Origin of the sequence: Novosphingobium sp. CECT 9465 (assembly GCF_920987055.1) — a bacterium.
Classification (GTDB): domain Bacteria; phylum Pseudomonadota; class Alphaproteobacteria; order Sphingomonadales; family Sphingomonadaceae; genus Novosphingobium.
In genome coordinates, this window is sequence record NZ_CAKLBX010000001.1 from 3251494 (window position 1) to 3270504 (window position 19011).

Sequence of the window (19011 nt, forward strand, 5' to 3'; positions counted from 1 at the left end):
GAGGTCCGCACTCCGCTAATTTACGCCGCGAGTTGTGCCGAATGTTCTGACGACGGACAGCTCACATCATTGCGTCCGCTGATCTGCCAAAGACCTGTTATGCCGGGCTTCACCAAAGTGTAGGACGCGAAATACCGCCCGTAACGACGGCGTTCTGAGTCAATGATCGGCCGAGGGCCGACAAGGCTCATATCACCGACAAGCACATTCCAGAACTGAGGCAATTCGTCCAGGCTGGTCTTTCGCAGGAAATGTCCGACCTGTGTGATCCTGGGATCGTTGCGCAACTTCTGGTCACGTTCCCAGGCGAGGCGTGATTCCGGGCAAGTGGCGAGCAGCTGCCGCAGCGTTTCATCGGCATTGCTGACCATCGACCTGAACTTGAGGCAGTGGAAATACCGCCCTCCATGACCGATGCGGCGATGCGCGAAAAATATCGGGCCGGGGCCGCCGGAAACCCGGATGGCCAGGGCGATAACCAGCATCAACGGAAGGAAACACATCAACGCAAGGAGCGAAATAACAATATCGCAAGAACGCAGCACATAATCACGCGGGGCGACCCGCCGGTCGGCGCCCTGACCTGCCATCGAGACTGCAATACTAGCCATTGCTCGTGTCTCCTTCGCCTTGGTCTGCACTCACCTTTGCAAGTGCACAACGAATCTACTGCGATGCAGCATAATCAGATAGCGCGATAAGGCAGGAACAACAACTGCTCTGTTACGATGAGCGCATGGAATGGTCCAAATCGATTTGAATTTAATGGTGTTTTTTGGGAACTCGAAAGATCATGATCCTTATTGGAACAATTGGCGATTACCCAATTAACTTGTTAGTTAACTAAACTTTAGTTAGCCTCACCCCCAAGCCATCAGCCATGGCACTGTAAATGCTCGTAAAAATTCCATTGCAAACAAAAGTCGCCGCGTTGCGCAACGGCAAAATTACATAAACCTCAACCAATGTGCAGTTGCAGCATCAAAAATAAATCAAAATTGTCCATATTGGAGGCATTCCAACTTCCACCCATGAAATCCGCTTCGGATTGGAGCCAGAACCAGCCGGAATGTCGGCTTTCGGACCCGTCCAAGCCAACGACTCGGACAATCGCACCAGTGCCATTGCGAATTCCCGATGCTGCCATGCAACGACCTTGCAGGTGCCGTACGTTGCGAGGGCCAGAATATTGAATCGCTCTATCGTAACGCGAAGAATTCGGGCCGGTCGATCAAATACACGAAAGTAACCGGCCTGTTCAGCCGGCGGCGCGGACGCGGTGGGCGCTGGAGCTGGTGAGCGAATGCAGCAGGGCGGCGACATCGCCGCTGCAGACAGGACGGCTGATAAGATAGCCTTGAATCATGTCGCACCCTTCGCGACGCAAAGCTTCAAGATCGGCGACATCTTCAACGCCTTCGGCCAATGTTTCGATGCCCAGCGCGTCGGCAAGTGTCGTGATCGCGCGAACAATCGCATGTGCGCTGCCACCTTCGGCCAAGGCACGAACGAAACTCTGGTCGATCTTCAACTTGTCGAACGGGAACGACCGCAAATAGCTGAGCGAGGAATAACCTGTACCGAAGTCATCCAGCGCCACGCGAACGCCGAGCGACTGGATCGAATGCAGCAATTTCAGGGTGCGTTCGACATTCCCGATAAACACGCTTTCCGTGATTTCGAGTTCAAGTCGCGATGCGGGAAGGCCGGATGACGCCAGTGCCTGTACCACACACGACGTCAACCCGTCGGCCATCAGCTGGCGAGGCGATATATTGACGGCAACCGACAGGTCGCCAGGCCATGAAGCGGCAAGAGAGCAGGCCTCGCGAATGGCCCATTCGCCCAACTGGATGATCATTCCCGATTCTTCGGCAATGGGGATGAAGTCTGTCGGGCTGATCATGCCGTGTTCGGGATGGGGCCAGCGCATCAGTGCTTCGAAACCCTTCACCCGTTCTTCGGAAAGGCTGTAGAGCGGCTGGAAATAGAGTTCGAATTCGCCTTCGCGAATGGCGCGTCGCAAGTCTATTTCCATGCGGCGACGGCGGCTTGCTTCTTCATCGAGTTCCGGTTCGAAGAAATGGAAGGTGCCTTTGCCATCGCTCTTTGCACGATAGAGTGCGAGGTCGGCGCATTTGAGCAAGGCATCGGCATCATCGGCATCCTGGGGGCCGATGGCGATGCCGAAGCTGGCGGAAAGCACGAACGGACGGCCATCGACCGTCACTTCGCGATTTAGAACCGCGTCGATCGAACGGGCAATGGTGGCGCAATCGGCCGAATTGTCCAATCCGGTAATCAGCAAGCCAAATTCATCGCCGCCGAAGCGTGCGACCATGGCTTCGGGAAAGCGATCCTGCAACGCCTGGGCAACATTGCGCAGCAGTGCATCCCCTGTCGGATGGCCCATGGTGTCATTTATCGCCTTGAAGTCATCCACATCGACAAAGGCCACCAGCGTCCGGTTTTCAGAACACTGGCGCACGATCGCGCGATCCAGCTTTTCCAGGAAAAATCGCCGATTGGGCAGACCGGTGAGGCTATCGTGGAGGGAGGCGTGGGTTATCCGGCGTTCGCGTTCTTCGACGGCATCGACCATGGAATTGAAGCTGCGCGCCAGCGAGCGTACTTCCGTGCTGCCTTCCACCTCGACTTTGGCAACCGCGCCACCACCATACTTGCGGGCAGCCGCAGCCAGAAGTCGCAATGGCCGGGCAATGCCGTGGGCCATGCGAATGCTGACCCAGGCCCCGGCAATGGCACCCGCGAGCGCGATCAGCGCCAGCACCAGTTGCAACTGGCGGAATCCCTGCAATGCCGTGGTCAGGGAATGGCTGAGCATGAGACGCGGCTCCAGACCGGCCTCAAGACTTTTCAGCGCCGAAACGTGCACCAGTTCGCTGCCCGACGCGCCTTCGACCATATCGATCTTTGCCAGCGGCAGCGCAGCCATGGCAGGCGTCATGCCGGCACGATCAAGCACCGTGCCACGCACCTCGACTGCCGAGAGCCGCGCCAGTTCGGCAAGATCAGCCGGGCCGAGCGTGTTGAACAGGACAAGCCATCCGGCAAGGTCGGGCAATTCGATCGGAACGGCAGACGCCAGCGCCAGTTCGCCATCAAGCATCGCCACGCCGCGATCTTCGCCTGAATCAAGAGCCGAGAGGATCGCATCGCCGTTGACCTGGCGCATGCCGGCCGAATGAATGACATCGCCGTCCAGAAGCACGACCGTAGCCTCACGCGCGCCGGTCCGTTCGCGAAGGCTTGCAAGCGCACTGGCCACCGTTGCCCGGTCGCCCGTGGCAAAGGCTTCCCGAAAGCCGAAATCCCGCGCGACGACCGCCCCCGCATCGGCCATCTGCTGCTGGCGACTGGCGATGATCCGTTCGAACACGCGCGCATTGGATGCAAGATCCCGTTCAGCTGCGCGGTGGGCGAACACGCTTATGCCGGAACTGGCAACCGTGATGGTTACGGCCATCACCATCACCATCACCAGCAAGCCGATATAGACCAGAGCCACCCGCGCACCGAGCGAGCGGGTCTTGCTTGCGATATGGCGCAATCGCCTGCGCAGATGGCCGATCATCGGATCGATGCCGCCCTGGCCGGCACCACGATGCGCAGGCGTTTGCCCGCCGTGGCAACGATACGCCCGCGCCATTCGTTGCCCGCCCCCTTCAATCGGGGGTGCCAGACTGTCACATCATAGGCACCGGGCGCAGGACCATCGATATCGGCCAGCCCGTTACCATCGGAGCGCGCCGCATAAGGCGATGAAACGATACGGATATAGCCACGCATCTGATCGTGGATATTGCAGCCCAGTACCACCGTGCCGGTGTTGTCAAAGCGGTGTGTGCGGGTCTGATCGCGGCCGTAGAGTTCAATCTTGAACTGGGCCGGCTTGGAAAAGCTGTAGATCGAATGGCGAACGGTATCGAGATTGGGAAAAGCGACGGTTGCCCCGCGCGCAACGATCAGTGTGCCTGGCACGAATGCGAGGTTGCGCTGCCCCATCGCGTTGCGCCACTTGAAGCTGACAGGCCGCGCGTCACCCGCAGGACGCGCGAGTTCAATAACGGCATCGCCCAGCGGCATTCCTGACTGATCCACGACCTGAACCGGCAGAACAGATGGTGGAGCCGCCGACAGCAGCAGCGGCGCAGCAAGCAGGAATGCGATGCGCAAGGCAAGGATTCTGAAACGAGCAGCGAGATTCGCGGTGAGGATCATGCCTTGTGGCTAGGGCTAACCCTTTAAAATTCCGTCAAAAACACCACTACACCCTTAACCTTTCCCTAACAGATCATGGTTAACATGAAGGGAGTTGGTTCCGTTTCCGAAGTATAACGAGGGCGTTTCGTGAGGCGATATTTGCAATTCCGACAGGACTCAACGCATACCTGTTTTCAATTCAAACCCATGATTTCAATAACATGCATTGCCGCAGCCCTGATTGCCTCCACCCCCGCCCAAGCCGACCAACCCACACCGCCCTTGGCGGCAAATGCGCTGCTGGATGGCGGCAAGCTGATCCTGACCAACGGTGTCAGTACGGTGGAAGGAACAAGTGGCGGCGGGCTTTCGACATGGGCCACCATCGCCGGTATGGGCACGAATCGCGCGATCGGGATTTCCGCCCACGTTACCGCGATCGAACTGCCTGACTATGGCTGGCAAAGCCACGGTGCATCGATCGGCATCAAGGACCGCCTCGAACTATCCTATGCGCGCCAGAGCTTTGATACGCGCAAGGTTGGCGCCGCGCTGGGGCTGGGCGAAGGATTCCGCTTCAATCAGGACGTGTTCGGCGCAAAGGTGCGGCTGGCGGGCGATGTCGTCTATGGTAGCCCCATCCTGCCGCAGATCAGCCTTGGTGTGCAACACAAGCGCAGCCTTGATTCCACGATCGTCAAGGCGGTCGGCGCGCGCGCAGCCGCTGGCACGGATTTCACCGCGAGTGCAACGAAGCTGTTCCTGTCGAAGAGCGTACTGGTGAACGCCACGGCCCGCCTGACCAATGCGAACCAGTTCGGGCTGCTGGGATTTGGTGGGGCCAACGGTGCGGACCGATCGGTCCAGTTCGAAGGATCGTTCGCCTACATGCTGTCTCCGCGCGTGGTGGTGGGCGGCGAATACCGCACCAGACCCGACAACCTGGCCATCGCGCGCGAGGATGACGCACACGACCTTTTCGTAGCCTGGGCGTTCACGCGCAACGCCACACTGACCGCCGCCTATGCCGATGTCGGCTCCATCGCCACGTTCGATGAACAGCGCGGTGCCTATGTTTCACTCCAGTTGGCTTTCTGAGGTGTTGCGATGACCATTTTTCTGGCTCTTGCGCTGGCGATGGGCCAGCCCGTTGCGGCTGAACCGCAAGCCGCACCGCCGGCGGCAGAGGAATCCGTCGACTGGGACAAGGAATTCGGCGTTGAAAAGCGTGTGCCCGATCCGGTTACCGGCGAACTCCCGGTCGATCCCTACGCGCAATCCAATGCCAATGCCGGAGCCGCTCCGTTCAAGGGCGAGGCGATGGCGCGCGCATTTGGCGGGCAGGACGGCATCAGGGCGATGGTCAGCCGGTTTGTCGAATTGAACACCACCGATCCCCGCATCAAGGCGATCTTCGAAAATCACGACATGGTGCGTCTGCGCCGCACCCTGTTCGAACAGGTCTGCTACATCGTCAACGCCGGGTGCGATTATACCGGACGCGACATGAAGGCTTCGCACAAGGGCCTGGGCACGACCCGCGCCGACATGAACGCGCTGGTCGAGAACCTCCAGCGGGCCATGCGCGAACAGGGCATAGCTTTTGCCGCGCAGAATCGCCTTCTGGCGAAGCTGGCACCGATGGATCAAGACGTTCGCGAGCGGTGAGGAACCGCGTCAGGCCTCGTATGGCAGCGAACGCACACGCTTTCCGGTCAAGCTGCTGATCGCGTTGGCAACCGCGGCGATGGCAGGTGGCATAGCCGGTTCGCCCAGCCCGGTTGGCGGATTGTCGGTCTTTACCATCGATATTTCGATGGGCGGCACCACATCGATCCGGGGCAGAGTGTAGGCATCGAAATTCGCCACCTGCACCTGGCCGCCGCTGATCGGAACCTTCAGCCCGGAAATGACGTGCCCCATGCCTTCGATCATGGAACCGCGAATCTGCTGCTCCGCGTTCAGCGGGTTGATGATCGTGCTGCCGATATCGCCGGCGAGCCACATCTTGGTGACCTTGATCGCCCCATCGACCTGCGCGCAATCGGCGATGACGGCGAAGTAGCCGAGGTGGCTGAAGTAAAAGCCGAATCCGCGCCCTTTGACTTGCGCGTCCTTCCAGCCTGCAATTCTCATCGCTTCACGCGTAACTGCGGCGGCCCGGCCAGTGTGAAAGGCAGGAGGCTGCCACATGTCCGGCACACCGGGAAGCTTCGGCGGCACAACAAGCCGGGATTCGCCCAGCAGATCGAGCATGAACACCGGCAGGGACTTGCCCGCCGCGCCCGCAACCTCATCGAGGAAGGCCTGCGTCGCAAAGGCGAGCGCATTCGATCCCGGCGCGCGAAGCCAGCCCAGCGGAATGTTGCTTTCCAGCACGGTCGTTCCGAGATCGGCATTGGGAACGAGATTGACCGGAACCAGATCGGACGGGAGTTCAGCACCACGGCCAGGTTCTCCCTTTGCGCCGAAGGTGACAAGGTGCGTGCGGAACGCCACCAGTTTGCCCCCGGCATCAAGCCCGGCGTCGAGCTTGTGAAAACCCGCCGGGCGAAAGAAATCGAGCTTGAAGTCTTCCTCCCGTTCAAGGATCAGCTTGACCGGCACCCCCGGAACCTCGCGCGCGATCGCTCCTGCAAAGATCATGAAGTCGCTCTGCAAGCGCCGCCCGAAGCCTCCGCCGATACGGGTAACATTGACGGTCACTGCATCAGGCGCCAGCCCCATTGCCTTTGCGACAAGGTCTTTGCCCTCGTTCGGCATCTGGCTCGGCGCCCACAATTCCAGCTTGCCGTCCTTGAATTGCGCGGTGCAGTTCTGCGGCTCAAGCGTGGCGTGCGAAAGAAACGGATAGCTGTATTCGGCACTGACCACCTTGGCCGCCTTGGCCAGCGCTGCGCCAACATCGCCTTCCGTGCGGATCGATGCCGTCGGTTTGCCAGCAAAAGCCGCCTTGGCAGCGGCGGCAAATGCAGCGTCGGAATGCTTTTCGCGCCCGCCGTTGTCCCACTCGACCATAACCAGCTTGCGCGCCTCGCTGGCGGTCCACCAGCTGTCCGCCACGATGGCCAGCGCATCGACCAGGGCATCATCATGGCCAAGCTGGCGCAGCGCCACGACCTTGCGCACACCGGGCAAGCTCAGCGCCTTGGCTGCATCATGGCTCTTGAGCGTGGCCCCGCGCACTGGCGCCGTCAACAGCGCGGCATGAATCATGCCGGGCAAAACCGTATCGACACCGAACAGCGGCTTGCCCGCCACGATGGCCGGGGTATCCGGCCCGCGCACGGGCTGACCGATGATCGAGAACCTGGCCGGGTCCTTCAGCGTCAGCGCCGATGCGTCAGGCACAGCTTCCTTCGCCGCCGCCTGCGCCAGCGCGGCGTAAGGGGCGCGACGGCCCGATGCGGTGTGGATTACTTCGCCCTTGGCGGTCGACAGCTCTGCAACCGGAACACGCCACTGTTTTGCCGCCGCCGCAACAATCATCGCCCTGGCGGTAGCCCCGGCCTGCCGCATCGGCATCCAGTTCATCGGCGTGGACATGCTGCCACCGGCGAATTGTTCGCCGAAACGCGCCTGATCGGCCACCGCCTGATCGATACGCACGGCAGACCATGCCACATCGAGTTCTTCGGCAATCAGCATCGGCATCATGGCTTTGACGCCCTGACCTATTTCCGGGTTCTTGGAGGTGATCGTCACGCTGCCATCGGCGTTGATGCGGACGTATGCATTCAGCCCGGTTGAAGCGCTTGCGGCCATCTTGCCTTGCGCCGCTGCGAATTCGATGTCGAACGCCAGCGCGCCGCCCGTGGCGAGCATGGCCTTGAGCACGAAGCGACGGTTGCCCGCCAGGATTGCCCGATCAGACATTCGCGCCTCCTGAAACTTTCTGGCCCGATGCCTTCTTTATGGCATCACGAATCCGGTGATAGGTGCTGCAACGGCACAGGTTTCCGGCCATGGCTGCATCGATCTCGTCGTCTTTCGGCGCCGGATTGCTCTCAAGCAGCGCTACCGCACTCATGATCTGTCCGGCCTGGCAATAACCGCACTGGGGCACGTCAAGATCGATCCAGGCTTCGCTCACCGTCTTGCCGACAGGGCTGGCAGCAACGCCTTCGATCGTTGTGATCGCAGCCGTTCCAACCGAATCCAGCGGAGTGATGCAGGCGCGGATCGCCTGACCATCCATCAATACCGTACAGGCACCGCACAGGCCCTGCCCGCAACCGAACTTTGGGCCGACATAGCCGATGTCCTCGCGCAGGACCCACAGCAGCGGCTTTTGTCCAGGCGCGTCGACCTCGCGGGCCTGCCCGTTGACCTTGAGCACGGTCTTCATCTCAAATCCCCTTGAAGCAGGTCGCATCGCGCCCGCAGAAACGCGTTTTGAAGGCAAGCCATGCTTCGCGCAACCCCTGCCAAAACACAGGTCCGCCTTTGTTCGTATCCTTGCTTGTATCCCTGCCCGTGCCCGTGCCCATGCATTGTCCGCAATTGCATTGAATCCGCTTTGCTACCATCGTCTGCCAGCGACAAGGCAGGAGCAAGGGATGACGGAACAGCGCTATTCAAACACCGCGATTGCCCTGCACTGGACCATCGCGGCGTTGCTGGCGTTCCAGCTGGGGCTTGGCTGGCGCATGGTCGATCTGGAGAATGCCGGTGCAATGTACGCGCCGTTCCAGTTGCACAAGAGCATCGGCATCCTGATCCTGATGTTGAGCCTTGCCCGCGTTATCGTGCGCTTCACGGCGCCCCGCCCGACGGCGGCAGCGGGCGGATGGGGCGGAATGCTGGCATCGGTCGTTCACGGCGGGCTTTATGTCTTCATGCTGGGCGGCCCGCTGACCGGATGGGCACTGGTCTCGACCGCGAAGATTTCGCTGCCGACACGGCTGTTCGGCACGGTGCCATGGCCGCATCTGCCGCTGGGCGCGGGCTGGCATGAACCTGCGGAAAACGTGCACAGCCTGCTCGGCGTGGTCGGCGCGGCGTTGATCGTGCTGCATGTGGCGGGCGCGCTACGCCACCATCTGGGCCGCCAGGCAGAGCCGAACGTACTGGGGCGCATGCTTCCAGCAGCCCGCCCCGCACGTGCCGGCCTTGGCTGGGGCATTGCCGCTGCTGCTGCCCTGGGGGTGGCGTTCGCGCTTCCATGGCTGATCTATACCGCGCGAGCGCCAGTGCCGGTCATGCCGCTGCCGCCGTCCAGCATTGCGGCGCCTGACGAAGCTGCGGCCACGCAAGCCGCGCCCGAACCGTCCGCGTCTGCCGGCAACACCAGCGCCTCCGCCCCGGCCGAAGAAGAGAGCGCTCCTCCGGGCTGGCAAGTGCTGCCGGGCGGCACACTGGCTTTTCAGGCCACCGTCAACGGCGAAACGGTGGACGGCACCTTCGGCGGCTGGAGCGCCGACATCGTGTTTGATCCCGCGCAGCCGGAGACCGGATCGATCGCTGTGCGCATCCCGCTGCTCTCGGTATCGAGCGGTGACGACACGCGCGATACCATGCTGAAGGGCGAGGACTTCTTGGGCACCGGAACCGCGACGGCGCAATTTCGCTCCACTTCGATCAGGCCCAGCGGGCCGGGCCGGTTCGTGGCTGCCGGAACGCTGGCGATCAATGGCGTAAAGCGCCCGCTAAGCCTTGCATTCGGGCTGAAAGTTGCCGGGAACAAGGCTCGCGCCGAAGGCAGCACAACCCTGGATCGTACCGCGTTCGGCGTTGGCAAGGGGCAATGGGCAGACACGGGCCAGATCGCCGGTCCCGTGAAGATTTCTTTCGCCTTCGATGCGCGGCGCGGCGAAAAATAGAAGACGCGCGGGTCAGCCGTCCGCGTCCGCTGCCGAAAGAACCGCGCCGACATGGGCCAGGCCACGGCGCGAGGCGAGCGCTTCCTGCCGATGGCGTTCCCGTGCCGATGCGCGCTGCTGCGCCGTCCGTTCACCATGGCAGGCAGGGCAACTCACCCCCTCTTCGTACAGCGGGGAGCGGCGGCCTTCGGGACTGACCGGGCGGCGGCAGCAAAAGCACAAGCTGTGCGATCCTTCGACAAGGCCGTGGCCCACCGTCACCCGCTGATCGAACACGAAGCATTCGCCGCGCCACAGGCTGGTTTCTTCCGGTACGGTTTCCAGATATTTCAGAATGCCGCCCTTGAGGTGATAGACCTCGTCGATGCCTTCCTGCTTGAGGAATGCGGTCGATTTTTCGCAACGGATGCCCCCGGTGCAGAACATCGCCACTTTCGGCGGCTTGCCTTCGCCCAGCAGGCGTTCGCGCTCTTGCCGGAACCATGCGGGAAAATCGCGGAAGCTGGCGGTCTTCGGGTCGATCGCGCGTTCGAACGTGCCGACTGCCACTTCATAATCGTTGCGCGTATCAATCACGATCGTGCCGGGATCAGCGATAAGCGCGTTCCAGTCCTGCGGGTCGACATAAGTGCCCACGCTGGCACGCGGATCGATGTCCGGCTCGCCCATCGTCACGATTTCCCGCTTGAGGCGCACTTTCATCCGGTGGAACGGCATCGTGGCGGCGCTGGAGAGCTTCACGTCCACCTCGGCGCAATCAGGCAAAGCGCGGATATGGCTGAGGACCGCCGCAACACCTTCGGGCGTACCCGCAATCGTGCCGTTGATGCCTTCGCGCGCCAGCAGCAAGGTGCCGCGCACCCCATAGTCGCGGCACATGCGGTCAAGCGGGTCACGCAAGGCCGCGCAATCGTCAAAGCGGGTAAAGCGGTACAGCGCGGCCACGGTAACCGGGTCGTGCGACAGGCGATGGGGGATATTCATGCTCGCCCCATAGCGCGCGTTCGCCAAAGTGTCAGCCTGCCAACAGCCGATACCGTGTCGGACGATCCTTGTTCAGGCCGCGGATGATTGGGGGACGCCCGCCTCCACCGACACGCTTTGGCTGTTCATGACCATCGGTCCGAACGCCGTCAGGAAAGCCACGTCCGCGGCATCGCGCCCGATCCCGATCTTGGCCATGTCGCTTTCCTTGGCCATTCCGGTCGAATCAACCAGATGCCATGTGCCGCCAATAAATATCTCGGCAACGGCGTGGAAGTCCGGCGGTGTGACGCCAAGAGCATATACACTGGCGATCCGGGCGGGAATTCCGGCCGCGCGGGCCAGCGTGATCATCAGGTGCGCGTAATCGCGGCATATGCCCTGCCCGCTGTGGAATGTGTCGACAGCAGTGGTTTCTGCGTTGCTGGCCCCAGGCACATAGGCAAGATGGTTCGAAATCCAGTCCCGGATCGCCACGATCTTGGCCCCGCCTTCCAGCATGCCGAATGTATCTTCGACAAACGCGAGGAATTGATTGGAGGGACAGTAGCGCGATGGGAAAAGGTACTGGACGGTTTCGCCGGGCAACTGATGCGGGGGGACTGCGGGCAAATCCTCACAACTATCGAGAATGCGGTTGATCGTCACATCCGCGCGATAATCGACAAGGCATTGGCCCTGCATGCGCAGCCAGATACGTTCGCCAATGTTGTCCTGCGCCGGAACGCGCGCAAAATGCTCGCCCGGTGTAATCGTGATATGGGCATTCTCGATCGTCTGCTCTGGAATTGCTGCCGCTTCCAGCTGAAGCAGTACGTCGCAGGTGCGCTCGAACCAGTAGTCAAGCTGCACATGGATGTGAAGACTCACGAGGGATATTCCTTCCGGGTGAAGCAGCCTGCGGGCACCAGGGCTTTCGCGACGAGAACCTGCGACACGGCGTTTCGTTTCCGGCATGCCGAAATTTCCGCGTTTCCCCCAGATCAACCGGCGTTAGAGCGGGCTGACATCGACCGAAACTTTCAGCTGCTGTCCTGACTGTCCGTGGAAAACGCCGTCGATCGGAGCGACATCGGCATAGTCCCTGCCCATCGCCGTGAAGATGTGATCATGGTGGGCCACAACGTTGTTCGTGGGATCGAAGCCTACCCAGCCAAGTTCCTGCCCGCACCACAGATTCACCCAGGCATGGCTTGCGTCTGCTCCGATCAGCCGCCGGGAGCCGGGTGGCGGGTTCGTTCGCAGATAGCCACTGACGTAAGCCGCAGGAATTCCGTGGGCACGAAAGGCAATGATCATGATCTGCGCAAAGTCCTGACAAACCCCACGCTTTTTCCGAAATGCCTCGATGGGTGGAGTATCGACCCGCGTTGCCTTGCCGTCGAACCTGAATTCGGCATAAATCGCCTGCATCAAGGCAATCCCGGCCGCCACCACAGGCTGGCTTCCGTTAATGAACGCCCTGGCCCATGATGCTATTTCAGGCTCTGGATGCACCATTCGGGTCGAGAACAGATACCGCGCGGGGCCGTATTCCGACAAATCACGGAGCAGTAGCGCGGCGCTGCGTACCTGATCGACCGTTGGTCCCAGGTTTGCGCCAACTTTGGCGATTCCCGAATTGTCGATCACGAAATCGCTCTCGATGCTGAGCTGGGAAATCGGTTCCTTCAACACGATCCGGCTGTTGTTGACCACGAAGGGACCGGACTCTTCGACGATTGTCGCCGGGGCGGGACGGATCACAAGGCGATAGTCTGTCAGGATCTGGCCGGGCCATACCGCCGGCTTCAAGCGCAAGTTGAAACGCGCTTGCCGAATAATCGAGGAATAGCGAATCTCGGTAACGTGTCGAACTTCGTAGATCATGCCAGAAAGCTGCTTTGTTCCACCGCCGCTGCTTTTTCGTACTGAAGGAAATAGCGTTGCGAAACTGCATCGGACAGGCCGAGCAACCGCTTTTCCATGTCGTGCAGCCGGTCATCGGCCAGTCCGTTTGCTTCCATGGCGCGCAAATCCGCAACGATCGCGCGAATTTCAAGCAACGGGCGTTCGGGCAGCCCATCGTCAAGCAACGTCGGCAACGCCGAAAGGTGCTGCTCCAGTTCGATCAGCTGAAACGCCAGTGAACGGGGGTTGTTGGGATCGAGCAGAACAAGATCCAGAACCGGTTCGCGCGCCAGACCGACAAGGTAGCGGGCGCGGTAGACAATCTGGCTGTCGCACAGGTCCAGCAGGATGCCCAGATCATCCTGTTCGCATTCGGCCGACGACAATTGGCGGGCTATCCGGCACAGATTGGTGGCGCGCTCCATCCGCCGACCGATCTGCAGGAAGCGCCAGGATGGCCCACGCACCATGTTCTCGGCAGCGAGACCGGCCAGCGCACTGAACCGCGCGATCATCTCGTTGAACGACTTGAGCATCGTCTCAACCTGCCCGGCTTCGAACACGGGCAAAGGTTGCCGCGCGATCCGGCCAACATCCGTCGCCAACCGATCGCGCAGATCGCCGCTGATACGGCGGCAGCGTTTCATGATGGCGCGCACACTTCCCGCAGGCTTTTCATCTCCGAAGGCGCTGCGGCAGATGTCCGAAAGGGGCATCGCGGCATCCTTGGATGCAATTGCGCCCCACAGGATCAGCAGATTCACCAGCCGGTCCAGCGTGACCTTGCCCCGCGCCGCGCCGCCATCTGCCTCGATCGAACTGCCGAGCAGGCTCTTCAATATGCGGACCGTCATTTCCGCACGTTCGACATAGCGGCTGAACCAGTAGAGGTTGTCCGCAGCCTGGCTGGAAAGAATGCCGCCGCCACGCTTGATCGCCGAACTTTCAGCATTGCCCAACAGGCTTTCCTGCTTGACCGGCAGATCGTCGACGACGCAGACATCCGCCGACCGATCATTTTCATCCATCAATGACGTGCGCAGATTCCCGGATGACGAAAGCCGGGCAAAGCCACCCGGCATGACCTCCCACGCGCCATCCGGCCCGCGCACGACAAAGGCGCGCAGGGTGAACGGCCGCGGCTCCAGCCTGCTCCCGATCAACGCGGGCGTGGTGGACAGGCGAACGATCTCCTGGCCGCAATAGTCCATCGGCCGCCGCTCCAGATCGGCCAGCAGCGCCTCACGCTCCTGCGCATCGAAGCTGGCGCCAAGACGGCTGCGCCCGTCGGGCAGGCATTCCACCGGCGTCCCGAAGGATGAACTGATGACGAGACCATCGAGGTTCCTCCGTACGCTGTCTGCTTCAGGAGCCTGCCCACACCACCATGTCGCCATGTTGGGAAGCAGCAGCGGTTCGCCGATCAGCTTCGTAGCAAGGCGCGGCATGAACGCAGAAAAGGCCCGCGCTTCAAGCACACCGACGCCTGGCCAGTTGGCGACGCTCAGTCCGCCCTTCGACCACGCTTCTGAAAGTCCGGGCACACCGATATGCGAATCCGCATTGAACGTGAGCGGATCGAGCAGGGGTGTATCGATCCAGTTCCACAAGGCGTCGATCCGTTTGGGACCGGCGATCGTGCGCACATAGAGTTTCGCGTCGCTGACCGTGAGGTCGCGCCCTTCGACCAGGGGCAGGCCAAGGTAACGCGCCAGATGCGCCTGTTCCGGGTAGCTCTGGTTGAAGCCGCCGGGGCTGAGCAAGGCGATGCGCGGATCATCGCGCTGGCAATCGGCGGCGATGCCCTGGCGCAGCACCCGGTAGAACCGGGCCAGTCGCCGGGCGTTGATCTGCGACAGGATCGATCCGGTGCTGCGCGACAGGGCCAGGCGGTTTTCAAGAGCATATCCGATGCCTGTCGCAAACCGCAGGCGATCGGACAGGACCCTCCATTCGCCGCTGGGACCGCGCGCAAGATCGACAGCATAGACGTGGATGAAATGGCCACCCGGCGGCTTCGAACCGATCATCTCGTGGGCAAAATGGGGGCTGCCCGCAACCATGGACGCGGGCAGATCCCCGTCGGCCACCAATTGCTGCGAACCGTAGATATCGGCAACGATCCGTTCCAGAAGACCGGCGCGCTGGATCAGGCCGCGTTCGACCAGCAGCCATTCACGGCTGCCGATCAGCAACGGCATGGGATTGAGTGGCCACGGCCGTTCTTCGGCCTCGCCGGTCATGCGATACGTCAGCCCAAGTTCCTGGATCTCGCGCGCCACCTGCTCATGCAACTGCGCCACGTTGTCCGGGCTAAGCTCTCTCAGGCCTTCGGCCAGCGCGTGCCACTTCGCCACAACCGCCGGTTCGGCACTGGCGAACAGGTCTGCTCCCGGCTGCTCGACGGCATAATCCCGCAATGGCGTGTCGACTTCATTCGCACGGCGAGTGGATTCCCCCACGACGCTCATCAGAATGCAGGCGGACGGCGCAAGTCTAGGGTCATCGGAAACTCTCCAGGCATTTCCTCTGCCGGCATTGCAAGAGGCCCCGGCGAATGACCATGATTGACGAATCGCGCCCGTCGCCGCGATTCGGCCTCATAGGCATTGACCGGGACGTCATCATAAGACCGCCCGCCGGGATGTGCCACATGATAGACACATCCGCCCAGCGACCGCCCGTTCCAGGTATCGAGAATGTCGAAAGTCAGCGGGGCATGGGCCTTCATCATCGGGTGCAGGCAGTTGGCCGGATTCCAGGCCTTGTAACGCACCCCACCAAAGCCTTCTCCGGCCACCCCGGTGGGGCTGAGAGGAACGCGGCGGCCGTTGCACGTGATGATGTGACGACCTGTGACCATCCCGGCAGCGCGGACCTGAAGGCGTTCGGTCGAACTGTCGACATAGCGCACGGTGCCACCAATCGCTCCGGTTTCGCCCAGCACATTCCATGGTTCAAGAGCGTGGCTGATTTCCAGCGTGACGCCGCCGCCTGCGACTTCGCCGTGGATGGGGAAGCGGAACTGGCGCTGCGCTTCGAACCATGCCGGATCGAAATCGTAACCGGCACCGCGCAAATCCGCCAGCACGCCAAGAAAATCGCTCCACACGGCATGGGGCAGCATGAAACGGTCGTGCAGGGCCGTGCCCCAACGGACCAGACTGCCACCTTGCGGTTCACGCCAGAACCAAGCCGTGAGCGCGCGCAGCAGCAATTGCTGGGCAAGCGACATCTTCGCTTCGGGCGGCATCTCGAACCCGCGAAATTCGACAAGGCCCAGCCGTCCGGTCGGACCGTCGGGCGAGAACAGCTTGTCGATGCAGATTTCGGTGCGATGGGTATTGCCCGTAACATCGACCAGCAGGTTGCGGAACAGCCGGTCGACAACCCACGGACGCGGTTGCTCCTCGCTGCGCGGGGGCACCTGCGCGAGAGCAACTTCCAGTTCGTAGAGACTGTCGTGACGTGCCTCGTCGATCCGTGGCGCCTGACTGGTGGGACCTATGAACAAGCCGGAGAACAGGTAGCTGAGCGAAGGATGGCGCTGCCAGTACAGCACGAAGCTCTTCAACAGGTCGGGGCGGCGGATAAAGGGCGAATCCGGCATGCTGGGTCCGCCAAGCACCAGATGATTGCCGCCGCCCGTTCCGATGGAGCGGCCATCGACCATGAACTTGTCAGCGGTCAGGCCTTCTTCGCGTGCCAGACGATAAAGCGTCTCGGTGATTTCGACAGCCTCGCCCCAGCTCGTCGCCGGCTGCACGTTGACCTCGATCACCCCCGGATCCGGCGTGATCTTTAGCACGGTGAGACGTGGGTCGGGTGGCGGGGGATAGCCTTCGATCCGTACCGGGATGGCCAGCCGTTCGGCGGTCAGTTCGATTTCGGCAACCATGTCGAGAAAGTCTTCAAGGGCCTCGACCGGCGGGATGAAGACCGAAAGATGATCGCCGCGCGGTTCGATCGTCAGCGCGGTGCGTACCGCGCCTTCGATGATCTCCTGCTCCTGCCGTTCCTGCTGCGCGCCGTCGGCCGGGGTGACGATCTGGGCACGCTGCCTGTGCTCGCTGTCGGTCGGCGTCGTGGCTTCATGCGAGCCGGAGCCTTGTTCGATCCGCTGCTGGCGATAATCAGCCAGAGGTCCGCGCGGTTCAGCCGTATCGCGGGGGTGGATGTACGGATAGTCCGAAGGTGGCACGTAGGGCAGCGATCCGAGAGGCAGCCGATACCCCAGCGCACTGTCACCCGGCACGGCGAACAGCGCACCGCGACGGACTTGCCACTTCTCGCTCTTCCAGCGCGATGCCTTGGCCGGTGCTGCGTTCCAGCGCTGGATCGGCAGGACATATCCCACCGGACGGGACAGCCCGCGCTGGAACGTGCGCATGATCCGCGTTCGTTCTTCAGGATCTTCAAGCTTGGGATCATGGGGGCTGGTATTGCCGGGAAGCTCGGCCTCCTTCACAATCCATGCGACCGGATCTTCATAGACCGTGTGGATGAATTCGTGGTCAAGCCCGAAGCCATCGGCTGCCGCATGGATGAAATTCTCGGCAACTTTCGCATCGATCGGCCCTTGCGGGGCAAGCGCCGAATCGCTGTTTGCGGCATTTCCGGCGATGAGCGAGGCATCGCGCCACAAAGGCACACCGTCCTTGCGCCAGTAAATCGAATAGCCCCAGCGCGGCAGGCTTTCGCCCGGATACCATTTTCCCTGACCATGATGAAGCAAGGCACCGGGCGCCAGTTCATCGCGCAGACGGCGAATCAGGCGGTCGGCATAGGCCGCCTTGGTCGGCCCGACGGCATCGGCGTTCCATTCGCCCGCTTCAAAATCGCCATCGGCAATGAACGTCGGCTCTCCGCCCGTGGTCAGGCGGACATCGTTGGCCACCAGATCGGCATCGACCTGCTCCCCCAGCGCGAGCAGCGACGACCAGCGTTCATCGGTGAAGGGTTTGGTGATCCGCACCGCTTCCTTGATGCGGGTGATGTCCATCTCGAAGTGGAAATTGACCATGGCCGGTGCCGCCAGCCCGCTGATCGGCGCGGCCGAACGGTAATGCGGGGTGGCGGCGAGCGGGATATGGCCCTCACCCGCGAACAGGCCGGATGTCGGATCAAGCCCGACCCATCCCGCGCCGGGCAGATAGACTTCGGTCCATGCGTGCAGATCGGTAAAGTCGGCGTCCGGTCCCTTGGGCCCGTCGATAGCCTCGATATCCGCCTTCATCTGGATGAGATAGCCCGAAACGAACCTTGCCGCATAACCAAGACGGCGCAGAAGCTGGACTTGCAGCCATGTGCTGTCCCGGCACGATCCCGTACCCAGGCTCAAGGTCTCTTCGGGCGCCTGGACGCCCGGTTCCATGCGGATGACGTAGCCAACCCGTTGCTGCAATGCGGTATTGAGCGCGACCAGAAAATCTATCGAGCGCCCGGCGTATCCGGCCCAGTCGGCCACCAGAGCTTCAAACAACGGTCCCTGTGGCTCCAGTTCGAAGTAAGCGGCAAGATCTTCCTTGAGGTCGGCCTCGTACGTGAACGGCACTTCTTCGGCGTAAGGATCGACGAAGAAATCGAAGGGATTGATAATGGCCAGTTCAGCCAGCAGATCCACTTCGATCTGGAAATGATCGACCGGATCGGGAAACACGATCCGGGCCTGCCAGTTGCCATGCGGATCCTGCTGCCAATTTATGAAGTGCCCGGCCGGACTGATCTTCAGCGAATAATTGGGAACTTCGGTTCGTCCGTGCGGAGCGGGACGCAGCCGTACCAGTTGCGGGCCGAGCGAGACAGGCCGGTCATAGCTGTAGCGGGTCAGGTGATGCAGAGCTGCTTTGATCATGGCGATAGACAAACTCATTGCTGCTGCATTGCAACAAAATTCTCGCATTCATGCCCGCGCCGCAGCATTTTCAGCTTGTAACATAACGATGAAAATTCGCCGCGCCCCCACCTTTTGCCACCTGCTCCTCCTTTGGCCCGGCTTGAGCCGGAACGGTGTTTCCCCGATCGTCGATACGCTGGCCCTTGTCGGCATGGGCCACCTGACGCAATACGGAATTATCGGGGGCTTTCGGGT

At 61.5% G+C, this 19011-nt stretch carries 14 protein-coding genes; 3 read left to right on the plus strand and 11 right to left on the minus strand.

Features of this window, described 5'->3' with window-relative positions; translation table 11 throughout:
• Window positions 1-20 precede the first annotated feature (20 nt).
• The 4 genes from LUA85_RS15825 to LUA85_RS15840 all read right to left on the minus strand — a co-directional run bounded on the left by LUA85_RS15825 (window position 21) and on the right by LUA85_RS15840 (window position 4242).
• Window positions 21-641, minus strand: coding sequence for a sugar transferase (locus tag LUA85_RS15825; RefSeq protein ID WP_231471207.1), 621 nt, complete (start codon window positions 639-641; stop codon window positions 21-23).
• A gap of 317 nt (window positions 642-958) precedes the next feature.
• Window positions 959-1147 (minus strand): hypothetical protein, encoded by a 189-nt coding sequence (locus tag LUA85_RS15830; RefSeq protein ID WP_231471208.1) that lies wholly within the window; start codon window positions 1145-1147, stop codon window positions 959-961.
• A gap of 111 nt (window positions 1148-1258) precedes the next feature.
• Entirely contained in the window at window positions 1259-3670 is a 2412-nt protein-coding gene (locus tag LUA85_RS15835) for a bifunctional diguanylate cyclase/phosphodiesterase (RefSeq protein ID WP_231471209.1), read from the minus strand.
• Window positions 3592-4242 (minus strand): methylamine utilization protein, encoded by a 651-nt coding sequence (locus LUA85_RS15840; RefSeq protein WP_231471210.1) that lies wholly within the window; start codon window positions 4240-4242, stop codon window positions 3592-3594. Before LUA85_RS15840 ends, LUA85_RS15835 begins: the two co-directional genes overlap by 79 nt.
• A 189-nt stretch (window positions 4243-4431) precedes the next feature.
• Between LUA85_RS15840 and LUA85_RS15845 the strand changes: the two genes are divergently transcribed.
• Window positions 4432-5322: a DUF3034 family protein gene (locus LUA85_RS15845; protein ID WP_231471211.1), complete on the plus strand. Its 891-nt coding sequence runs from the start codon at window positions 4432-4434 to the stop codon at window positions 5320-5322.
• Window positions 5323-5331: 9 nt separating this feature from the next.
• Window positions 5332-5892: a group 1 truncated hemoglobin gene (locus LUA85_RS15850; RefSeq protein WP_371823696.1), complete on the plus strand. Its 561-nt coding sequence runs from the start codon at window positions 5332-5334 to the stop codon at window positions 5890-5892.
• A gap of 9 nt (window positions 5893-5901) precedes the next feature.
• Here LUA85_RS15850 and LUA85_RS15855 read toward each other — a convergent pair whose 3' ends face one another.
• Window positions 5902-8100, minus strand: a complete 2199-nt coding sequence (locus LUA85_RS15855; protein WP_231471212.1) for a molybdopterin cofactor-binding domain-containing protein — start codon at window positions 8098-8100, stop codon at window positions 5902-5904.
• Window positions 8093-8572, minus strand: a complete 480-nt coding sequence (locus tag LUA85_RS15860) for a (2Fe-2S)-binding protein (protein WP_231471213.1) — start codon at window positions 8570-8572, stop codon at window positions 8093-8095. Before LUA85_RS15860 ends, LUA85_RS15855 begins: the two co-directional genes overlap by 8 nt.
• Before the next feature lie 211 nt (window positions 8573-8783).
• Here LUA85_RS15860 and LUA85_RS15865 point away from each other — a divergent pair, with 211 nt between their 5' ends.
• Window positions 8784-10046: a cytochrome b/b6 domain-containing protein gene (locus tag LUA85_RS15865; protein ID WP_231471214.1), complete on the plus strand. Its 1263-nt coding sequence runs from the start codon at window positions 8784-8786 to the stop codon at window positions 10044-10046.
• Between the two features lie 12 nt (window positions 10047-10058).
• On the opposite strand, the gene LUA85_RS15870 is transcribed toward LUA85_RS15865, so the two are convergent.
• The 5 genes from LUA85_RS15870 to LUA85_RS15890 form a co-directional block, all read right to left on the minus strand.
• A complete protein-coding gene (locus LUA85_RS15870) occupies window positions 10059-11030 on the minus strand; it encodes a rhodanese-related sulfurtransferase (protein WP_231471215.1) in 972 nt (323 codons plus the stop codon).
• Between the two features lie 72 nt (window positions 11031-11102).
• A complete protein-coding gene (locus LUA85_RS15875) occupies window positions 11103-11900 on the minus strand; it encodes a transglutaminase family protein (protein ID WP_231471216.1) in 798 nt (265 codons plus the stop codon).
• A 123-nt stretch (window positions 11901-12023) separates the two neighbouring features.
• Complete coding sequence (locus tag LUA85_RS15880) at window positions 12024-12899, minus strand: transglutaminase family protein (RefSeq protein ID WP_231471217.1); 876 nt, start codon at window positions 12897-12899, stop codon at window positions 12024-12026.
• On the minus strand, window positions 12896-15391 hold the full coding sequence (locus tag LUA85_RS15885) for a circularly permuted type 2 ATP-grasp protein (protein WP_231471218.1): 2496 nt from the start codon (window positions 15389-15391) through the stop codon (window positions 12896-12898). Before LUA85_RS15885 ends, LUA85_RS15880 begins: the two co-directional genes overlap by 4 nt.
• Window positions 15391-18774 (minus strand): DUF2126 domain-containing protein, encoded by a 3384-nt coding sequence (locus LUA85_RS15890; RefSeq protein WP_231471219.1) that lies wholly within the window; start codon window positions 18772-18774, stop codon window positions 15391-15393. Before LUA85_RS15890 ends, LUA85_RS15885 begins: the two co-directional genes overlap by 1 nt.
• Between the last annotated feature and the right edge of the window lie 237 nt (window positions 18775-19011).

What these genes read in the sequence shown, in the direction of transcription:
- LUA85_RS15865 (WP_231471214.1), top strand. Translation starts at nt 8,784, where the DNA reads ATGACGGAACAGCGCTATTCAAACACCGCGATTGCCCTGCACTGGACC.
- LUA85_RS15855 (WP_231471212.1), bottom strand. Translation starts at nt 8,100, where the DNA reads ATGTCTGATCGGGCAATCCTGGCGGGCAACCGTCGCTTCGTGCTCAAG.
- LUA85_RS15860 (WP_231471213.1), bottom strand. Translation starts at nt 8,572, where the DNA reads ATGAAGACCGTGCTCAAGGTCAACGGGCAGGCCCGCGAGGTCGACGCG.
- LUA85_RS15890 (WP_231471219.1), bottom strand. Translation starts at nt 18,774, where the DNA reads ATGATCAAAGCAGCTCTGCATCACCTGACCCGCTACAGCTATGACCGG.
- LUA85_RS15870 (WP_231471215.1), bottom strand. Translation starts at nt 11,030, where the DNA reads ATGAATATCCCCCATCGCCTGTCGCACGACCCGGTTACCGTGGCCGCG.
- LUA85_RS15830 (WP_231471208.1), bottom strand. Translation starts at nt 1,147, where the DNA reads ATGGCAGCATCGGGAATTCGCAATGGCACTGGTGCGATTGTCCGAGTC.
- LUA85_RS15840 (WP_231471210.1), bottom strand. Translation starts at nt 4,242, where the DNA reads ATGATCCTCACCGCGAATCTCGCTGCTCGTTTCAGAATCCTTGCCTTG.
- LUA85_RS15880 (WP_231471217.1), bottom strand. Translation starts at nt 12,899, where the DNA reads ATGATCTACGAAGTTCGACACGTTACCGAGATTCGCTATTCCTCGATT.
- LUA85_RS15845 (WP_231471211.1), top strand. Translation starts at nt 4,432, where the DNA reads ATGATTTCAATAACATGCATTGCCGCAGCCCTGATTGCCTCCACCCCC.
- LUA85_RS15885 (WP_231471218.1), bottom strand. Translation starts at nt 15,391, where the DNA reads ATGAGCGTCGTGGGGGAATCCACTCGCCGTGCGAATGAAGTCGACACG.
- LUA85_RS15850 (WP_371823696.1), top strand. Translation starts at nt 5,332, where the DNA reads ATGACCATTTTTCTGGCTCTTGCGCTGGCGATGGGCCAGCCCGTTGCG.
- LUA85_RS15835 (WP_231471209.1), bottom strand. Translation starts at nt 3,670, where the DNA reads ATGGCGCGGGCGTATCGTTGCCACGGCGGGCAAACGCCTGCGCATCGT.